Source organism: Rhodobacter lacus (genome assembly GCF_042683065.1).
In the GTDB taxonomy this organism is placed as follows: Bacteria; Pseudomonadota; Alphaproteobacteria; order Rhodobacterales; family Rhodobacteraceae; genus Rhodobacter; species Rhodobacter lacus.
This window is the reverse complement of sequence record NZ_JBHUIX010000013.1, coordinates 512,982-533,156: the sequence shown is the minus strand read 5'-3', so window position 1 is coordinate 533,156 and position 20,175 is coordinate 512,982. Positions and strand designations below refer to the sequence as shown.

The window sequence follows — 20,175 nt, the reverse complement described above, 5'->3', positions numbered from 1 at the left end:
GACGACATTGGGTTCGGTCACAGGAAACCTCCGGTATCTTTGGCGCCGGTCTTCGCGATCCCGCGGCGGCGGACATATTCGGCAGTGGTCAGAAGCACGATGGAGGCGAGCACGAGAGCCGTGCCGAGCGCCATGATCATCGGGATCTGTTTCGGAAAGCGGAGCTGCGAATAAATATAGGTCGGCAGCGTGGTCTGCTCGCCCGCAAGGAAGAAGGCGATGATGAATTCGTCCAGCGAGATGGTGAAGGCCATCAGCGCCGAGGAGATGATGCCGGGCATCACGAGCGGCAGCGTGATCAACCGGAAGGTCGACCATTTCGTCTCGCCCAGATCATAGGCGGCCTCTTCGAGCGAGCGATCAAGCGAGGAAAAGGCCGCGTTGAGCACCGCAATCGCATAGGGCGTGGCGATCAGCACATGGCCCAGGATCACGGTGAAGATCGAGAGGCTCACCCCCATGCCCAGAAGCACGACCAGAAGCGAGACCGCGACAATGATCTCGGGGAGCACGAGCGGCAGCATGATCAGCCCGATCACCCCCGCCTTGCCGGGGTAGTCATAGCGCGTGCCCGAACGCGCGGCAAAGATCCCGAAAGTGGTCGCAAGCACCGCGGTCGAGACGGCGATGATCAGCGAATTCGCGAGCGCGCCACCGAGCGTGTCGTTGGAGAGCATCTGCCGGAACCACTCGAGCGTGAAGCCCTTGAGCGGAAAGGCGATCACCGTGCCATCATTGAAGGCAAACACCGGCAGAAGCAGGATCGGCGCATAGAGAAAGACAAGGTAGAGAAGCGCGTAGAGCCGCAGGCCCGAGAATTTCATTTCGGCCCCCTCAGGAAGCGGCGGTTGAGGAACAAAAACAGAAGCGAGATCGCCGCCACCACGAACATGGCCGAGACCGCGACAGCGGAGCCCAGCGGCTTGTTGTCGATTTTCAGCATGTCCATCTGGATCATGTTGGCAACCATGGGCAGCTTGCCGCCGCCGATGATCACCGGCGTCACGTAATCACCGATGGTCGGAATGAAAACGATCATCACCGCGCCAATCACGCCGGGCATGGCGAGCGGCAGCGTCACGCGCCAAAACGTCATCAGGCGGCTCTCGCCAAGGTCTTGCCCCGCCTCAAGCAGCGAGCGGTCGATCTTTTCGAGGCTGACGAAAATTGGCAGGATCGCAAAGGGCGCATAGGCATGGGCGAGCGTGATGGCAATGGCGCCGATGGTGTTGAGCATCTGCAGCGGCTGATCGACGATGCCAAGCCCCGTGAGCACGGAATTGATCACCCCGTTGTAGCCAAGGATCACTTTCCACTGGAACACCCGGATCAGATAAGAGGTCCAGAACGGGATGGTGATCAAGAAGAGCCAGCGCGACTTGGTCGAGGCGGGCACATGGAAGGAGATGAAATAGGCGATCGGGAAGGCCATCATCACCGTTACCGCCGTCACCAGCGCCGAAACCAGAACCGAGCGGAACAGAATCGCCCGAAAGATCGGGTCGCTCCACGCTTCGGCATAGTTGGAAAGCGTGAATTCGTGGATCACCTCCAGATAGCCGTCCTTGAAGAAGGAATAGGCGAAGATGGTCACAAGCGGCGCCGCGAGCATCAGCACCGCATAAACCAGCGTCGGGCTGACCATCAGGTAGCCGCTTGCCGTTTCCGAGCGGGTGAGCCGCCGCCAGGGCGATGCTGCCATTCCGTTCCCCTCTCCCCAAGGCCCGTTGCGGGCGTCTGACCTCAAACTTGCACAAGGGTTCGGCAGAGAAAAGGGGGGCCACAGCGCTCTTGCCGCGCCAGATGCAGCGCCGTGCAGCATTTGCACAAGTTTTTTGCGACCGCATCGCCCCGCTGCCCCGAAGGGCAGCAGATCGGCGCATCAAACGGGCAGATCGCGGGGCGGAGTGTCGAGCAGATCGCGCAATTTTGCGATCGCGCGCAAGAGCCGGTCCTCCGGCACACCGCCGGCCAGCGCGATCCGCACGGCATTCGGCGCGTGACCATCGGCGAGCACATATTCATCCGAGGAGCGCACCAGCACCCCCTCCGCCTCGGCGACGCGGGCAAAGGTGGAGGCGCGCCAGCCCACCGGCAGCTTCAGCCAGACAAAGCTCAGCCCCGGCTGCCAGAGCATGTCATGATCGCCCATCGCCCGCACCACCATCTGCAGCCGCCGCGCCATCTCGTCTTGCGCATCATGGCGCAGCCGCATCGCCTCGCCCGAGGTGAAGAGCCGGGTGATGATATCGGTGACCGGGCGCGGCAGGCCAAAATAGCTGTGCTGCGCGGTCAGACGCCCGGCCTCGCCCATGCCCTCCGGCGCAACAACAATGCCAAAGCGCATCCCCGCCGAAATGGTTTTGGAGAGCGATGTCACATGCCAACTGCGCTCGGGCGCGATGGCGCGCAGCGAAGCCAGACCCGAGACCGGCGCGGTGTAGCAATCATCCTCGATGATCTGCAGATCATGGCGGCGGGCCACATCGGCAATGGCATTGCGGCGCGCATTCGACATCCGTGCTGTGGTCGGGTTTTGCGCATCGGGCGTGACGCAGACCACCTGCCCGCCATAACGGCGGCAGGCCGCATCGAGCGCCTCGGGGATCATGCCCTCCTCGTCGAGCTTCACCGGCACCACCTCCGCACGCGCCAGCCGCGCGGCATGGCGAAAGCCCGGATAGGCGAGCTCTTCACACAGCACCACCGGCCGGTCGCCGCGCAGGCAGCATTGCAGCACGATGGAAATGCCGTTCTGCCCGCCAAGCGTGAGCACGAGATCGTCGGCGTCGATCATGTCCTTGAGCGAGCAGCAAGAGAACCAGTCGAGCGCGGCTTCCCGGCAATAGCGGTCGCGCCGCAGCCCCGGATATTCAAGATAATGCTCACCGAGCGAGGAGGCGGCCGCCGCCATCGCATGCGCCAGCGCCTGACTCTGCCCCACATCGGGAAGCTGCGGCGAGCGCAGGTCAATCAACCCATCCGCCGCCGGGTCGGAAAGCGGATGCTGGTAAAGCGATTCGGTCGGGCCAAGGCGGCGCGATTGTGCCGACACAAAGGTGCCCCGCCCCACCGCCGCCTCCAAAAGCCCTTCCTGCGTGGCAAGTTGATAGGCGCGTGCCACAGTGCCGGGGGTAACACCCAGTTTCCAAGCCAGATCTCGCACCGTCGGCAAGCGTGAGCCGGGCGCAAGATCGCCGCGCCGCACGCCGTCGCGCAGCGCCCGCACCAACGCCAGATATTTTGGACCCGATTGGATCGGCAGATCCGGTTGCCAACTTGTATCTGTCACAATGTTTCTCTCGCCCGGATTGTGCCCCTCTTGTAGGGTGACATTACCAGAGAACACTGGATTGTATCAATACACAAACATCGCTGAAACACGCTCTCTCTTCTGTCTGAAAGGTGTCCCATGTCGGGTCTGTCTTCCGCCGCCAACCTGTCCTATCCGCGCCTCACGCTGTCGCATCGCCCTGCGGCGCTGCGCCCGGCCGCCGCTGTCGGTCGGCTCGTTCTCGACTGGCTGACCCTGCGCACCACAACGCGCGCGATGGATCGGCTGGATGACCGGCTGCGCGCCGATATCGGGCTTGCGCCGAAAATCGAGCCGGCCGTTGTGCCGCGGCTCTTTCCGGCCTTCTGAGGCCCGAAGCTCCCGAGTGCCGCAGTCCCCTGTCGGCTCTCTTCCTGAGGCCGGATGCTTGCATCCGGCCCTTTTTCATATTTCAGAAATCCAAAAACAGGGCCTCAGCCCGCGATCGCCTCGATCGAGATCGACCGCTTGCGCAGCTCGGCATAGAGCGCGGGCACAACATTGACCTCGCGATGCGCACGCGCCAGCGCCTCGCTGAGCGCGCCATCCGTCGCCTCGCCCTGCACGCGCCAGACCCGGCGATGCAGCGCGCCATCGTCATAGACGATCTCGGTGGCCCCGCCGCGATGCCGCAAGGTTATGAAGTCGAATCCGCCGCTTGCACGGAAGAGCCCGGAATATGCCATCTTGACTGCTCGTTTTTTGTTTTGTTTTCGATGCTTCGGATCTGCGCTCGAAAGCCGCTCCGGTCAAGACACGCACGCGTGAGAGCGTGGGCGCTATGCTTTGGTGTGTTCACGCTGCCATCAGAGCGCGCACCTCATGCGCCTTGAGGGCGCGCCGGGCCGCCAGAAAGCCCGCCTTGCGCGGCGGGCCCGCAAGGTCCGGGAACAGCGTCAGCAGCTCCCGGCGCTGCGCCTGATCGAGCCCGCCAAGGGTGCGATCTCCGGGCTGGAAGCTCTCGGTCCATGCGCCCTCGGCCCGGATGATCTCATGGGCATCGCACATCAGATGCAGGTAGCTGATCTCCTGCACCGCCACGCGCTCGATACCGGGCTGGCCCACCATATGCAAAGCCGCGGCCAACACCTCGGCCTCCCCAAAGAACAGTTCCGCCCGAATCCCGGAGATCAGCATCCGGTGCTGCGGGCTGACCAGAATATCATGTTCGGGCAGGCCCTCGCCGAGCGCCCCCCTGGCGATCCGCACCGGTTGCAATTGCGGATGGGCGGCGAGATCGGCGGCGGAAAGGTCGCGTCGCCCGATCCAGCGAATCTTCTGATAGCCATTGTCGCGGGTGAGCAGCTTGTCGCCCGGGCCCAGGTCTTCCACCGCCACCCGTCCGCGCTTGGTCTCGATCAGGGTGCCGGGGGTGAAGCAGGGCACGTCATAGATCGCGACCTCGATATTCTCGTAACGCGTCGAGGTGCCGTCGGCCCATTCGATCGTGCCCGATTCGCTGCCTTTGCTGTCCGGGACGATCTTGCCTTCGCCGCGCGTGACGATCAGAACGTCGATGTCCGAGCCATCATCATCTTCCGAGCCGATGATCTCGGCGGTGGAGCCCGCATGCACCACAATCGTGTCCGAGCCCGCCCCGCCGATATAGACATTGTCGCCGCTGCCGCCGTCGAGATAATCGTTGCCATCGCCGCCGATCAGCGTGTCATTGCCATCACCGCCGAGCAGCGTGTCATTGCCGCTGCCGCCAAGCAGGCTGTCATTGCCGGCGCCGCCCTCAAGCCGGTCGTTGCCCGCATCGCCCGAGACAAGGTCATTGCCATCGCCGCCGAGCACGGTGTCGTCATCGTCGCCGCCATAAAGGCTGTCATCCCCCCCGGCACCGTAAATATAGTCGTCGCCACCATTGCCATAAAAGACGTTGGTATAGGCATCGGTGGCAGAGTTGGAAGAACCGTCAAAGCCGATCAGCGTATCGGCATAGGCCGACCCATAGACGCCATCGATGCCGGAATAGCTGTCCCCCTGCGCATCGCCGCCACTGCCCGAACCGCTGGCAAGGTTGACGCTGACGCCCGCCCCGGAATCGGTGTAATCGGCGTAATCCATGCCCGTGCCGCCATCGAGCACATCGGCACCGGCGCCGCCATGGAGCGTATCATTCCCCGCGCCGCCCCAGAGACTGTCATTGTCGCTGCCGCCGTCGAGCGAATCGTTGCCGTCATCGCCATAGAGCCTGTCGGCCCCCGCCTCCCCAAAAAGCGTGTCATTGCCGGCACCACCGTAGACCGTGTCATTGCCGCTGCCGGCGGTGACGGAATCGTCTCCGGTGCCGGCATCGACGTAATCGTTGCCACTTCCGGCATCGACGGTATCATTTCCGGCCTGGGCATAGATCGTGTCGCTGTTGCGCGACCCGGTGATCCGATTGTCTCCAGAAGTGCCGTTGTAAGTTGCCATAACGTCTCTTTCCTTCTCGCCGCGCGACAAAGCGCTGACGACAAGGACAAGATGACGCGACCGAATGGCTTATTGGTGCTGGAGCGAGGGCAGAACCGGCCCGGAAATGCGGCAATATTCCGGCGCGCACAACCCCGGCGCGAAGAGCGGCGGCGAGGATGATCCCGGCGCCCCCGATGCTCTAGGCTGCGGTGTCGATCTCGGCGCAGGGGCGCACGGTGTCATACCCCGTCAGACCGGCGGCGTCCCCCAACACCGCGTCAAGCCCCGCGCGGCCGGGGTCTTCGATCGCGGCGAGGCTGGCGGGCGTGGGCTGGAAGCTTTCCGACCAGCAACTGTCGGAGAGCACAAGCTGATGGCGGTCAAACAGGAGCTGCCAGTATTCGACATGGGTGACCGCGGCGAGGGTAATTCCGGGCTTGCCAAGCAGCTCGCGCGCCATCGACAACCGCTCGCCCGCCTCCCCCGCTTCGGACCCGCGGGTGAGGAAGCGATGGTTGGGAGAGACAACCATATCGCGTTCCGGCACCCCCGGCCCGAGCGCCCCGGCGGCAATCCGCACCGGGCGCAAAAGCGGGTTGAGGCCAAGCGCCTGCCAGCCGAAGCTGCGCCGACCGATCCAGCGCAACTCCTGCATGCCATCGTCGCGGGTGATCACGCGCATCCCGGGGGTCAGAGCCCCGATCTGCACCAGCCCCGCGCCGGTGGCGAGCCACGTTTCGGCGGTGAAACACGGCAGCGCTCCGAGGATCTGCGCAACTTGCGCGGTGAACAGGCTGTTGCCCGCACCGTCGCGCCCTTCGACATGGCCCGAGGCGGTGTCAAAACCAACACAATGAAGCCGTGTCTCGATCACATCTCCCGCGGAAGATGCACCGGCCCGCGCCGCGTCAGCGCCACCATAGGCAGCAAAGATCTTGTGATCACCAACCATGTTGCACATCCCGTCTCCGGTTTCCCGAAGCGCGCGCGTGCCCCCGGATCACACGATAATGCGCAACAAGCATTGCTCAAAGGTAAATTGCCAAGATTTTGTCGCAATCGGCCGCAACGCTCCGTTTCGCGCCCCGAAACGGCCACATAGTTGCCCGCCCCGCGCCGCCGCCCCGGGCATGAAAACGCCCGGAGCCTTGCGGCTCCGGGCGCAGGTCAGCCCCCACTGACCACGGTCAAACCGATCAGCCTTGCAGCAAAAGCGCGGCTTCGTGTTTCTTGAGCGTCTTGCGCGCGGCGGTGAACGCGTCGATCCCGGCGCGGGTCTTCAGCGCGGGGAACAGCTCGAAGATCTCGGCGCGCTGGGCGTTCCCCATCCCGCCAAGCGTCTGATCGCCGGGCTGGAAGCTCTCGGTCCAGGCGCCGTTCGCAAGCACCACCTCGTGACGGTCGAACAGGAAGTGGATGTAGCTCGTGCCGAGCGTTTCCACCGGCTTCACCCCGCGGTTGTCGACCAGATGCTTCGCCGCCACCAGCACTTCGTGTTCTTCGAAGTAAAGCGCGGTGCGTTCGTTGGCGACCAGCATCCGGTGGTTCGGAGAGACCAGCATGTCCCGCTCCGGCAGGCCATTGCCGAGGCTGCCGGCCTTGATCAGAACCGGGCGCAGATGCGACGCGGCAATCAGGTCGTTGCGGCTCATGTCGCGCCGACCAACCCAGCGGATTTCCTGAATGCCGTTGTCGCGGGTCAGGATCTTGTCGCCTTCGCGCAGATCTTCCACCCGGCGCTCGCCGCGCGGCGTGGCCACCAGCGTGCCCGGCGTGAAGCAGGGGATCACGTTCTCGATGTTCTTGAACGTCAGCGAGCCGGTGACATTGCCGTTTGTGTCGAGGAACCGGACCGTGCCGTTTTCCGGGTTCGTCGGGTCGTAATCGACCACCAGCGGCCCGGCGCCGGTGAGGTTGAGCGTGTCGTAATCGTCGCCGCCCTCGCCGCCATCGATATAGTCGTGGTTGCCATCTTCCTGGCTCGAAACGATGAACGTGTCACGGTCGTCGCCGCCAAGGAGCGTGTCGACGCCCGGGCCGCCGATCAGCGTGTCATTGCCCGCGCCGCCGTCAAGATAGTCCTGACCCGGACCGCCGACGAGCAGGTCATCGCCGTCTTCGCCATAGAGCTTGTCGTCGCCCTCGCCGCCATAGAGCGTGTCATTGCCCGCGCCGCCCCAGATCGTGTCCTGACCGGTGCCGCCTAAGGCGATGTCATTGCCCGGGCCGCCGATGATCTTGTCGTCGCCCTCGCCGCCGATCAGCGTGTCATCGCCTGCGCCGCCGTCGAGCGTGTCGGAGGCAGAGCCCCCATCGAGCAGGTCGTTGCCGTCGCCGCCGATCAGCGTGTCGTTGCCCTCACCGCCAATCAGCGTGTCATTGCCCGCGCCGCCATCGAGGCTGTCGGAAGAATTGCCCCCGTCGAGGCTGTCGTCTCCCGCACCGCCGATAAGCGTATCCTGCCCCTCCCCGCCCTTGAGCGTGTCATTGCCGTCTTCGCCAAAAAGCTTGTCGTTGCCGTTGCCGCCTTCGACATAATCATCGCCCGCGCCGGCCCAGACGGTATCATTGCCCTCGCCCGCGTAAACGGTGTCATTGCCCGCCCCGGCCAGAACACGGTCATCATTGGGCGCGTCACCCGGGATGAGCGCATCCGTATGGTCGATCATGTCGCCTTCGGGGTCGCCGGTGTAATTGTAGTCGATCAGATCGGCGCCATCGGTGCCTTCGACATAGCCATCGCCATCGTCAAAGACGACCTTCTCGATATTGGTGAAATCGAGCGTGCCGAGCACATTGCCTTTGCCATCAAGGAAGCTGACGGTGCCGTTTTCCGGGTTCGACGGATCATAGGCGATCGAGACCGGGCCTGCGCCGGTGAGATCGAGCGTGTCGTAATCGTCGCCCCCCTCTTCGCCGTCGATCACATCGCCGATGCCCGCGGAGGCCGAGGCGACAAGGAAGGTGTCGCGATCATCGCCGCCCGAGAGGCTGTCGGCCCCGTCGCCGCCGATGATCGTGTCATTGCCGGTGCCGCCGAAGATCGTGTCTTCGTCGATGCCGCCATCAAGGTAATCATTGCCCGCGTCGCCATAGATCTCGTCGTCGTCATCCTCGCCGTAGATCACGTCATTGCCCGCGCCGCCATGGAGCGTGTCCATGCCGTTGTTCTGCACAAGATCGGTCGCGTCGGGAACGTTGATCAGGTCCGGCACGCTCGGGCCGAGGCCGCCGTAGATCGTGTCATTGCCGTCGCCGCCGTCGACAAGGTCGTCGCCTTCGCCCGCGGTGATCAGGTCATCGCCCGCCCCGCCCAGCACGGTGTCTTCGTCGACGCCCGCATCAACGACGTCATTGCCCGCGCCCGCGTCGATGTAATCGCGGTCGTCGCCGGTCAGGATCGTGTCATTGCCCGCGCCGCCATAAACGGTGTCCATGTCGTCGGTCGGGTCGGTATCGGCCGGGTAAAGCCCCGGATAGCCGAGATCGGGCGCCGCAGCAGAGTTGCGGGTGTTGATGTAGTCATCGCCATCGCCGCCATCAACAGAGTCGCTGCCCGCGCCGGTGGTGATCGAGTCATTGCCCGCGCCGCCGGCGACGGTATCGTCGCCCGCAACGCCCGAGATCGTGTCATTGCCGTCGCCGCCGAGAATGCTGTCATCGCCCGCGCCGCCGATCAGGCTGTCATCGCCCGCGCCGCCGTCAAGCGTGTCATCGCCCTCGCCGCCGCGCAGCGTATCGTTGCCGCCCTCGCCCAAGAGGCTGTCGTCGCCGTCACCGCCCTCGACCGAGTCATTGCCCTCGCCCGCCCAGACGGTGTCGTCGCCCACACCCGAGAGCACGGTATCATTGCCCGCGCCCGCTTCGACCCGGTCATCATCCGGCCCGTCGCCCGTGATGATCGCATCGCCCGCGTCGATCATGTCGCCGTCCGGGTCGCCGGTATAGGAGGTGTCGATCAGATCGGCGCCTGCCGTGCCCTCAACGATGCCGTCGCGCATGTCGTCGCCGGTGATCTCCTCGATCTCGGTGAAGCTCAGCGTGCCGGTGACATTGCCATCCGCATCAAGGAACTCGACCGTGCCGTCGAGACCGTTGCCGTTGCTGTCGGTCGTCGTGTTGACAACGCGGTAAGCCCCCTGACCGGTGAGGTCGAGCACGTCCCAGTCGTCGCCTTCAGAGCCGCCGTCGATCACATCGCCCGCCGCGCCCATGATGGTGTCGCGGTCGGCGCCGCCGAAAATCGTATCGTTCCCGGCATCGCCCGAAATCTGGTCCGCGCCCGCGCCGCCGTCGATGTAATCATCGCCACCGCCGCCGATGATCGTGTCATTGCCCGCACTGGCAGCGCCCGCGCCATCGGAACTGTAATCGTAATGCGCATTGTCGAAAGTGGCGCCGGAGCTGCCCAGATCGACGGTGATCACCACGTCATTGAAATCGTGATCCCCGAGGCATTTGATGTCTTCGAACCCGATCGTCACCGAGCCGTCGGCATGCGTGCCAACGCCCGTGGTATGGACCTTGCCATCGCTGTTGAGGCCGACATTGGTGCCATAGCCAGAGCTGTAGAAGGTGCCATCCGGGCTGACGATGCCCACGCCGACCACGGTGCCCGCGGGCACGTCGTAGGTATAGGTCGTGCCTTCGGCGGTTTGCGCATTGGCGGTGAGAACCTGCACATTGCTGATCGCGCCGGTGGCCGGGTCGATGGTGTAGACAAAGACCTGGTTGACATAGCTCGCCGAGCCGTCGCCGATGGTGATCGTCACCGGGCTCGAGGTGGCGGTGCTGTCATCGCCGTAGATCGTGTCATTGCCGATGCCACCATCCAGGAAATCGTTCCCCGCGTTGCCCTCGATATAGTCATGGCCCGAGCCGCCGATCACGCTGTCGTCGTCATCGCCGCCATAAACGCTGTCGCCCGAACCGAGGCCCTCGATCGTGTCATTGCCGGCACCTCCGTAGAACACGTTGGTGAACGTGTCGCTGGCCGAGGTGCTGTGCTGATCAAAGCCAACAAGGCTGTCGGCGTAATCCGAGCCGATGATGCCATCGACGCCGGAGACAATCGAGTCGCCCTCCGCATCGCCGCCATGCAGCTCCCCGGTGGAGAGGTTGATGTCGAGCCCCGAGGTGGAGTGCGAATAATCGATGATGTCGAGCCCGGTGCCCCCGGTGAACGTGTCATTGCCCGCACCGCCCACGAGCGTATCGTCGCCCGCGCCGCCGTTGATCACATCATCGCCCGCGCCGCCGTCGAGCAGGTCATTGCCATCCTCGCCGTAGACGGTGTCATTGCCGAGGCCCGCAAGCACGGTATCGTTGCCCGCCCCGGCGGTGACCAGATCGGCATTGGTGCCGGTCGCGTTGTCGTTGTGGTCGATCATGTCCTTTTCGGGGTCCCCCGTATAGGCATAGTCGATCAGGTCGTCGCCGGTGGTGCCCTCAACCACGTAATCGTGCACGGGCGCCTTCACCGTGACGGAAACAGTGGCGGTGTCATAACCGCCATGGCCATCGGTGATCTTGTAGCAAATCGTTGCCGTGCCAGAGAAGCCAGCCGTGGGCACGAAGGTGATCGTGCCATCGCTGTTGACGCTCACACTGCCGTCGCTGGAAGTCGGCGTCCCGGAGATGGAGAGCTTGTCGTAGGCGTCCCAGTCGTAATCGTTCTTGAGAACGTCGATGGTGACCGCGGTGTTATAAGCGGTGGAAGCACAATCGTTATTCGCGACCGGTTTAAAATTCCACGTCATATCAGTCTCTCCTACAACCGCCAGCCCCCGGAGGTGCCGCCCGACGTCCCTTCAGCCGCGCCTTGCGGCGCTGGCGATTCCCGAATGGCGCTGGATGTTGCCACCCGCAAACGCCGCGTCGACCGCCGGGTGTGCGCGCATCGAATTGCGCAGGAAGATGCAAAAGCCACTCCACCCGAAGGCGGTTGCAAGGACCAAATTCTTGATCAAGCGACGGGATCGCAGATTCCCCGCCCTCGGCAGCACCCAATTCCTGAGCATCCCCGAAAGATGCTGTTCACACTCGGCCGCCCCCACGGCCTGAAGCCCCCCAGTCGGGCTGTTCTTGTGATACCAAGCGTCGCAGCGTGTTGGAACGGGAAATCTGCCCCAATCCTGCCGTCTTTTTGCCTTGGTCACAGGGCATCGCGCCGCAAACTCGCCGCAAACTCCTTGAGCACGTCCCGAAACTGTTTCCGGTCCGGCACCGCCCCACCCGGTCACCATCTCGAAATTCTGTTTTCTTACATAACTTTGAAGATTTTCCGCCAGCGTTTTGCAGCCTCGGCCATCCCCTGCGCGGCAGAGACTGTTTCCACTCACGCAACAGTCCCAAGGCGCGGCCGTTTCCGTTTGAGCATCAATCTTCCGAGCCCCAAGGAACAATCGGGTCAGTCCGATTGTTCCGGGATTGCATCCAAAATGACCGAAAGTGCGCTTTTGTCCGCCCCCGGAAGCGCGCCATTTTCGAATCACTTTTTGTTAACCGTGAGCTCGGGGGGGCTTCGCCCGCGCCCCGACCTGCGCCACAGGACTGACCGCAGAGCCGCCCGAAGGCGGCACAGATCGGCGCGAAGATGCACAGCACCGGCCCGATCGGGCAAGGGCGCAAGATCACCGCGCCCAAGAGCTGTGCCCCCTTCGCACGCAAGGTGATTCCTCGTGACGGCACCCGCGATCTCTCCGGGGCCGTCCGCGCCACCGCCGCGGCGCACAAGACACGCTCTGCCGGCGCGCGCCTGCAGCCGGACCTCGCGCACCGGACCTTGCGCGACCCTACGTCAACAATCTGAAACGCAATCGCTTTTCCACGCGCCTTTTGCCGTCGCGCATCACCGCGCGAAAACGACCACGCATGTTGCTCGAGAACATGTATTTCGCTATCATATTGGCAGGCGCAGCGCAGCGCTTCTTCTTCACTTAACGTCATCTCAGCCACAGCAACGCCGACCCCATTCGGCGGCGCTGGTTCCTATTGATCGGTCTCCGTCACAGCGCGGGCGACCATTTGGAGGCATTTGTCGTGCGCTACAAGCCGCGGGCCGAGAGCCCGCCCTCCCCCCGAGCCAGCGGGGAGCCGCTCCTGCCGGAGATGGACTTGCCCAAGGGCGGCGGGGCTCTGGCGGGACTTGACGAGAGCCTGTCGGTCAATGCGCTTACCGGCACGGCGAGCATGGCGATCCCCCTGCCCGCATCGCCCGGGCGTGACGGGTTTGGCCCGCAGCTGCAGCTCCGCCACGACAGTGGCAATGGCAACAGTCCCTTTGGCCTCGGATGGGACTGCGCCCCCCCGGCGATCGGGCGGCGCCTGCGCAACCGCATCCCGCGCTATATCGACGACGGGCCGGAGGCCGATGCTTTTGAGGTCAGCGGCGGCGAGGAGCTGGTTGCGGCGCTCAGCGCGCAGGGCGGAACCTGGCTCCCGATGGTCAGTGTGCGCAGCGAGGCGGGCGTCACCTATGAGGTGACACGCTACCGCCCGCGCATCGAGGGCGCCTTCACCCGGATCGAACGCTGGCGGCGCATGGATACCGGCGTGCTGCATTGGCGCAGCACCGACGGGGCAAATGTCACGACAGTGTTCGGCCAGGATGCGGCGTGCCGACTGGCCAACCCGCGCGCGCCGCAGCAGGTGCTGAGCTGGCTGGCCGAGCGCAGCTATGATCCGCGCGGCAATCTCATCACCTATGAATACCTCCCCGAGGATCTGACCCTCGTGCCCGACACCGCGCCCGAACGGCTGCGCCGCGACGGGCGCGCCCCTTTCGCCCAGCGCCATCTCAAGCGCATCCGATACGGGGCGCACAGCCCCTATCAGCCGGGCGGGGCTCTGCCCGAGATGCTGTTCGAGCTGGTGTTCGATTATGGCGATCATGCGGGGCTTGCGCCCGGCCCGGACCCTGATCAGCCCTGGCCCGTCCGCAACGATCCCTATTCGCGCCACCGCGCCGGGTTCGAGCAGCGCTGCTACCGGCTGTGCCGCCGCGTGCTGATGTTTCACCGCTTTGCCGAGCTGGGCACCGCGCCCTGCCTCGTGCGGGCGCTTGAGCTTTCCCATGACGACAGCAGCGGCGTCAGCCTGCTCACCCGGATCGTGGAGCGCGGCTATATCCGCGCCGCTGACGGAAGTTACAGCCACAAGGAAACACCGCCGCTGAGCCTGCGCTATAGTGCCCCCGAGTGGAACGGGGCCGTGCAGCAGGTGCGGCGCGACGATCTTGGCCCGCTGCCCGGCCCGGGCAGCGGCGCGCGGGTGCAATGGGCCGATCTGCAGCGCTGCGGCCTGCCCGGCCTGCTTTGCGAAACGGCAGACGGGCTCAGCTTTCGGCGCAATCTGGGCGGCGGGCGGCTCGCGGCGCCCGTGGACCTGGCCAGCCAGCCCGGCGGCGGCGGGCTCGCACAGGAGCGGATCAGCCTCGACGATCCCGAGGGCGACACGCAGCTTGCCTATGTGCTCACCGCGGCGGGGCGGCCACAGGGGAGCTGGCGCGTTGATCCCGCAGGCGCGATCGGGGCCGCGCCCTTCCAGCCCCTGCACACGGTGGCCATGGCGCCCCCCAAGAGCCCGGTGCGGCGGCTGGATCTGACCGGCGCCGGGCGCCCCGATCTCCTGATCACCGAGGATGACCGGCTGATCTGGTTTGCCGCTCAGCCGGGAGGCGGGGCCGCGCCGGGCGGCGCGGTGGCGCGCCTGCTCGATGAAGACCTTGGCCCCGCCGTGGTTCTGAACGCCCGCGACGAGGTGATCTTGCTGGCCAACATGACCGGCGCGGACCAGTTGCGCGATCTGGTGCGCGTGCGGCAGGGCGAGGTGTGCTACTGGCCCAATCAGGGCTATGCCCGGTTCGGCGCCAAGGTGACAATGAGCGGCGCGCCGCTCTTCGATCACCCCGACACTTTCGACCCCGCCCGCCTGCTGCTCGCAGATATCGACGGCACCGGCGCGGCAGATTTGCTTTATGCCGGGCGCGACGGGATCAGGCTTTGGCGCAACCCTGCGGGCAACGGGTTCCTGCCGCCCCTCACGCTCCCCAACCCGATGCCCGAGCACCCCGGCGGCGCCGCGCTGGTGGATCTGCTCGGTCAGGGCACCGCCTGTCTGATCTGGACAAGCGACGCCCCGGCCCATGCCGAGACCCCGCTGCAGTATATGGACCTGATGCGCGGCACGGTGCCCAACCGTCTTGTCGGCTATGACAACGGCATGGGGCTCAGCGTGGCGCTGAGCTACACCCCCTCGACAACCTTCTGGCGCGAGGATCAGGCGGCCGGGCGGCCTTGGGTGGGCACGCTGCCGTTTCCGGTGCATTGCGTCTCGCGGGTGGAAACGCGCGATGCAATTGCCGGCACCGCCTTTGCCAGCCGCTATCGCTATTCCCACGGCTATTACGACCCCGCAGACCGCGAATTTCGCGGCTTTGGCCGGGTGGATCAGATCGATCAGGACCGCGTGACGGCGTATGACACGGTGCCCCCCGGCGTGTTGGCCGCGGGCGCAACGCTTTCAGATCTGACGCAGGCTCCGGTGGAAACGCGCAGCTGGTATGACCTCGGCCTCTCGGTCGGGCGGGCCGAGGCGATGGCGGCCTATCGCGCGGAATATGCCGCGCTCGCCCTGCCCGAGCCTGAGGATCTGGCGCCCGAGGCCGGGCTCGACAGGGCGGATTGGCAAGCGGCGCACCGTGCCTGCAAGGGCCGCCCGCTGCGCCGCGAAATCTATGGCCGCGATGGCTCGCCCGCGGAGGCTCTGCCCTATTCGGTGGCGCTCTCGAGCGGCCGTGTCGTTGCGGTGCAGCCGCGCCTTGGCCCTGCGGCGGCGGTGTTGCGGCTGGAGAGTGCCGAGGAGGTGACCCATCATCTCGAGCGCGATCCGGCCCAGCGCCGCACCGAACACAGCCTGACCCTGAGCTGCAACGCTTTCGGCCAGCCGCTGCAGGTGGCCAAGATCAGCTATCCGCGCGCCCTGCCCGATGCCGCGCTGCCCGCAGCGGTGCGCAGCGCGCAGGCGCAGATCAGGATCGGGCTCACCGAGACCGATTACGCCGCCCCGCTCGACCTTGCGGCAGGCTACCGGATGCCACAGCCCTGCGAAACCCGCGGCTATGAACTCACCGGCCTTCCCGCCCCCGCCACCGGCCTGCTCCGCGCCGCGAGCCTGCGCGCGCATCTGGCCGCTGCGCAGACGCTGTTGCCCGAAGAAGCCGTGCCCGCCGCCCCGGCGCGCCGCCTGCGCAGCCGCAGCCGCAGCCTCAGCCTTGCCGACACTCTGGCCGGCCCCCTGCCTCTGGGCACGCAGGGCCTGCGTGGGCTCGGCCATGAAACCTACACACAGGTTTTCACCCCCGGCCTGCTGAGCGCGCTTTACGGCCCCCGCCTCGGCGCCTCCGATCTCGCCGCCGCAGGCTATGTGCAATTTCCCGACGACAGCGGCTGGTGGCGCCCCGGCGGGCGGCAGACCTTTGCCGCCGATGCTGCGCAGCATTTTTACCGCGCTTCGGGCGCCATCGACGGCTTTGGCCAGATCTCTTCCGTGACATGGGACCGCTATTCGCTTCTGGCCACGGAAACGCTGACCCCGGCCCCGGTCCTGAACCGCCAGCGCGCCGAGAACGATTACCGCGTGCTCAAGCCTGTCGTGATGACCGATGCCAATGGCAACCGCACGGCGGTGCGCTTCGACGAGCTCGAGATTGTTGTCGCGAGTGCCGTGATGGGCAAGGCGGGCGCGGCAGAGGGCGACACGCTGGCGCAGCCCACCGTCTCGATCAGTTACGACCTTTTTGCCTGGATCAGCGCGGGCAAGCCCACCTGGGCCCGCGCCCGCACCCGCACCCGCCATGGCGCCGCCGCGGCGCCCTTTCAGGAGATCGTGAGCCATCTCGACGGGGCGGGCGCGGTGATCATGTACAAGGGGCAGGCCGAACCCGGCTTTGCCCCGCAAGAACAGCCCGACGGAACAATCCGCATGGTCGATACCGGCGCCGCGCCGCGCTGGATCGGCAACGGGCGTGTGGTGCGCACCAACAAGGGCCTGCCCGTGCTGCAGTATGAGCCCTATTTCAGCGCCACCGATGCCTATGAAAGCCACCCCGCGCTGGTGCAGATGGGGGTCTCGCCGGTGCACCGTTACGATGCTCTCGGACGGCGGATCGAGACCCGCACCCCGGAGGGCACGCTGAACCGGGTCCGGCATGGCGTCTGGCAGACCGAAACCCATGATCCCAACGACACGGTGCTGGAAAGCCAATGGTATGCCGCGCTGGGCAGCCCCGACCCGGCCGGGGCCGCGCCCGCCCCGCCGGATCGGCGCGCGGCATGGCTTGCTGCGCAGCATGCCGCGACCCCCGCGCTCACCTGCCATGACCCGCAGGGCCATGAGATCGCCGCAATCGGCGACAATGGCCCGCGCGGCAAGGTTGTCACCTGCGACGAGCATGAGATTGATGGCAGCCTGAGCCGCGCGATAGACCCTCTGGGGCGGGTCGCGGCGCATTACCTGCGCGACATGACCGGCACGGTTTGCCGGCAGACGATGCTCGACAGTGGCGAGAAGATCCAGTTCTCGGACATCGCCGGCAAGCCGGTGCTCGAATGGGATGAAAAAGGCACGCTCTACAGCCACCGATATGACGTGCTGCGCCGCCTGACCGAAACCTGGCTCACCCGCCCCGGTGCCCCGGCCGCGCTGGTGATCGCGCATGTTTATGGCGAGAGCCGCGCCAATCCCGAGGCAGACAATCTGCGCGGCAACAAGGTGGCCACCTACGATCAGGCCGGGCTGGCGGAAAAACTCGCCTTCGATTTCAAGAACAATTGCCTGCACAGCCGCCAGACCTATGCGCAGAACTATCGCGACCTGATCGACTGGAACCTGCCGGACCGGAGCATTCTGCTGGAGCCCGATCCCTGGGAGAGCCGCACCCGCTACGATGCGCTCGACCGGGCGATCGAGGTGTTTGCCCCCGCCCGCACCGGAGAAACCCCCGCGCGCATCGTGCCCGAATATACCCTCTCCAACCTGCTGGCGGGTCTGCAGGTGTCAATCGGAGGCGGCGCGCTGCGGCGCCATCTGCGCGGCATCGACTATGATGCCAAGGGCCAGCGCGAGGCGATCCGCTACGGCAACGGGGTCGAGACCCTCTACAGCTACGACCCGCGCTCCTATCGGCTGACCGCGATGCAGAGCCGTCGCGCCGATGGCCGTGTGCTGCAAGACCTGCACTTCTGGCGCGACCCGGTGGGCAATATCACCGAGCTGCATGATCAGGCGCAGCAGACCAGCTATTTCAACAATGCCGTGGTGGCGCCGCATGCGCGCTTTGCCTATGACGCGCTCTACCAGCTCACCGATGCCTGGGGCCGCGAGCATATCGGCCAAAACCTGCCGCCCGGCCCCGAGGATCAAGCGCGCACGGGCCGGGTGCTGCCCGAGGATGCCGCCGCGATGCGGCGCTATCACCAGAGCTTCAGCCATGATGCGGCGGGCAATCTCACCCGGGTGGTGCATGGGGCCACGACCGGCGGCTGGACCCGGGCGTTCGATCTGGATCCGGCCAGCAACCGGCTTTTGCGCAGCCGTGTCGGCGCCACGACCGATACCTATGGCCATGGTCCGCAAGGCGCGATGCGCCTGCCCCATCTCGATGCGATGGAGTGGGACGCGTTCGACCGTCTGCGCGCGGTGCAGCGCGGCACCGAGCGGGTGTTTTACGTGTATGACTACAAGGGCGAGCGGGTGCGCAAGGTCGTCGAGAAAGGCGCGGGGCTGGTCGAGGACCGTCGGCTGATGGGAGATTACGAACTGTTCCAGCGCCGCAGCAACGGCGCGCTGCGCGAGATGTCCGAGCGGCTGCACATCACGGACGACGCGGGGCGCATTGCAATCGTGGAGCGGGTGCTGCGCGAGGCGGGCGCCGATCTGGCCCAGCCGCGCCTGCTTGAGCGGTTCCAGATCGGCAACCATCTCGGCAGCGCGGCGCTTGAGCTCGATGGCGCGGGGGCGGTGATCTCTTACGAGGAATATCACCCGTTCGGCACCACGGCCTTTCAGGCCGGGCGCAGCCAGGCCGAGGTCGCCGCCAAGACCTATCGTTACATCGGCGCCGAACGCGACGAGGAAAGCGGCCTTTACCACATGGGCGCGCGCTATTATGCGCCCTGGCTCGGGCGTTTCACCGCCCCCGATCCGGCGGGCCATCAGGGCAGCGCGAATGCCTATAGCTACACCGAGAACAATCCGGTCAATGCCGCCGATCCAACCGGGCTGTGGTCCTGGCGCACCGTGGCGGTGATCGGTGCGGCGGTGGTGGTCGGCACGGTCGTGACCGTGGCCACCGCGGGGGCCGCCGGGCCGATCGTCGGCACCGCAGCCGCTTCGATCATCGGCGGCGCCATTGGCGGCGCGGCGGGGGGCGCGGTGGCGGAAGTGACCGATGCCAAGCTTTCGGGCCGTCCGGTGGAGCTTGGCAATGTCGGGCGTGCGGCAGGCACCGGGCTCGTCGTCGGCGCGGTGGTGGCCACGGGGGGCGTGGCGATCGGCGCGGTGGCGGCAGGTGGCGGCGGCGCTGTGGGCGCGGCGCTGCGCACCGGCGCCACACGGGTGGCGAGCACGGGGATCGGAAGAGGCGTGGTGAGCGGCGCGCAGCTGGCGTCCCGGGGCGCGAGCGCCGTGGCCAAGACCCGCCCCGCTGCCGCCGTGGGGCGCGCCCTCACCGCAGTGGCGCGCGGCAGCGCCCGCGCAGGCGAAAAGGCGGCCATGCGCCTCCCCGGTTCGGCGATGCGCCGCGCCATCGCGCGCAACGAGACCGCCGCCTATACGCAGGCCGGTCAGGGCGAGGCGGCCATGGCCTCCGCGCAGGCCTCGCAGGCCAACCTGCAAAACAACGCGGTCGAGCGCACCCTCCGCCTTGCCGCGCCCGATGAAACCTTCACCCATGGCGTCAACTGGCGCAGTCTCGGCGGCGGCCCCGGGCGCGATGGCTCCATCGCCACGGCCCGCATCGAGGCCGAATCCGCCTTGCGCGTCGGCACCGACCCGATCCTTAATCAGTGGGGGCCGGGGGTCTATGCCGTCGAGGGGGGCATTCCGGCAAATGCCGGGCCGCAGATGATGCAGTTCCGCGTTCCGCCGGGCACCGCCGTCGAAAACCTTGCACCGGTCGGCCAGCCCCAGTTCGTGCGATTGCTGCCGCCGCCCGGAAACAGCCATGTGCCGGTGACGATCACCGGCTCGAATGTCGACCGGACCCTCGTCGACCTCTTCGCGCCGATCATCCGCGCCGATGCAACGCCGCTGCCGTTCCTCTATCCGACCCTGCCGCTGCCGGGCCCGGCCAGCGGGATCAGCATCGGCGTGACCAACGGGCTGGCTGCGCCGGTTTCGCCCGCCAATGACCCGACCCCGCCCGAAATTATTTATCTGAGATCCCATTTCTGACAGCC

At 66.0% G+C, this 20,175-nt stretch carries 9 protein-coding genes; 2 read left to right on the top strand and 7 right to left on the bottom strand.

Features of this window, described 5'->3' with window-relative positions; genetic code table 11:
- Window positions 1-17: 17 nt before the first annotated feature.
- The 3 genes from ACFSM0_RS14615 to ACFSM0_RS14605 form a co-directional block, all read right to left on the bottom strand.
- Window positions 18-824: an ABC transporter permease gene (locus tag ACFSM0_RS14615; protein ID WP_377391868.1), complete on the bottom strand. Its 807-nt coding sequence runs from the start codon at window positions 822-824 to the stop codon at window positions 18-20.
- Window positions 821-1,702, bottom strand: coding sequence for an ABC transporter permease (locus tag ACFSM0_RS14610; RefSeq protein WP_377391865.1), 882 nt, complete (start codon window positions 1,700-1,702; stop codon window positions 821-823). The genes ACFSM0_RS14615 and ACFSM0_RS14610 overlap by 4 nt, the downstream gene beginning before the upstream one ends.
- Window positions 1,703-1,882: 180 nt before the next feature.
- The gene (locus tag ACFSM0_RS14605; RefSeq protein ID WP_377391862.1) at window positions 1,883-3,292 is read right to left on the bottom strand and encodes an aminotransferase-like domain-containing protein; all 1,410 of its coding nucleotides are present in this window, start codon (window positions 3,290-3,292) and stop codon (window positions 1,883-1,885) included.
- 120 nt (window positions 3,293-3,412) lie between these two features.
- Here ACFSM0_RS14605 and ACFSM0_RS14600 point away from each other — a divergent pair, with 120 nt between their 5' ends.
- A complete protein-coding gene (locus ACFSM0_RS14600; RefSeq protein ID WP_377391859.1) occupies window positions 3,413-3,643 on the top strand; it encodes a hypothetical protein in 231 nt (76 codons plus the stop codon).
- A 104-nt stretch (window positions 3,644-3,747) separates the two neighbouring features.
- Here ACFSM0_RS14600 and ACFSM0_RS14595 read toward each other — a convergent pair whose 3' ends face one another.
- The 4 genes from ACFSM0_RS14595 to ACFSM0_RS14580 all read right to left on the bottom strand — a co-directional run bounded on the left by ACFSM0_RS14595 (window position 3,748) and on the right by ACFSM0_RS14580 (window position 11,475).
- Window positions 3,748-3,999: a hypothetical protein gene (locus ACFSM0_RS14595; RefSeq protein ID WP_377391856.1), complete on the bottom strand. Its 252-nt coding sequence runs from the start codon at window positions 3,997-3,999 to the stop codon at window positions 3,748-3,750.
- A 109-nt stretch (window positions 4,000-4,108) separates the two neighbouring features.
- Entirely contained in the window at window positions 4,109-5,734 is a 1,626-nt protein-coding gene (locus ACFSM0_RS14590) for a Hint domain-containing protein (protein ID WP_377391853.1), read from the bottom strand.
- A gap of 181 nt (window positions 5,735-5,915) precedes the next feature.
- Window positions 5,916-6,668: a Hint domain-containing protein gene (locus tag ACFSM0_RS14585; protein ID WP_377391850.1), complete on the bottom strand. Its 753-nt coding sequence runs from the start codon at window positions 6,666-6,668 to the stop codon at window positions 5,916-5,918.
- Between the two features lie 244 nt (window positions 6,669-6,912).
- Window positions 6,913-11,475 (bottom strand): Hint domain-containing protein, encoded by a 4,563-nt coding sequence (locus tag ACFSM0_RS14580; protein WP_377391847.1) that lies wholly within the window; start codon window positions 11,473-11,475, stop codon window positions 6,913-6,915.
- Window positions 11,476-12,757: 1,282 nt separating this feature from the next.
- On the opposite strand from ACFSM0_RS14580, the gene ACFSM0_RS14575 reads away from it, so the two are divergent.
- Entirely contained in the window at window positions 12,758-20,170 is a 7,413-nt protein-coding gene (locus ACFSM0_RS14575) for a SpvB/TcaC N-terminal domain-containing protein (protein ID WP_377391844.1), read from the top strand.
- Window positions 20,171-20,175: the final 5 nt, after the last annotated feature.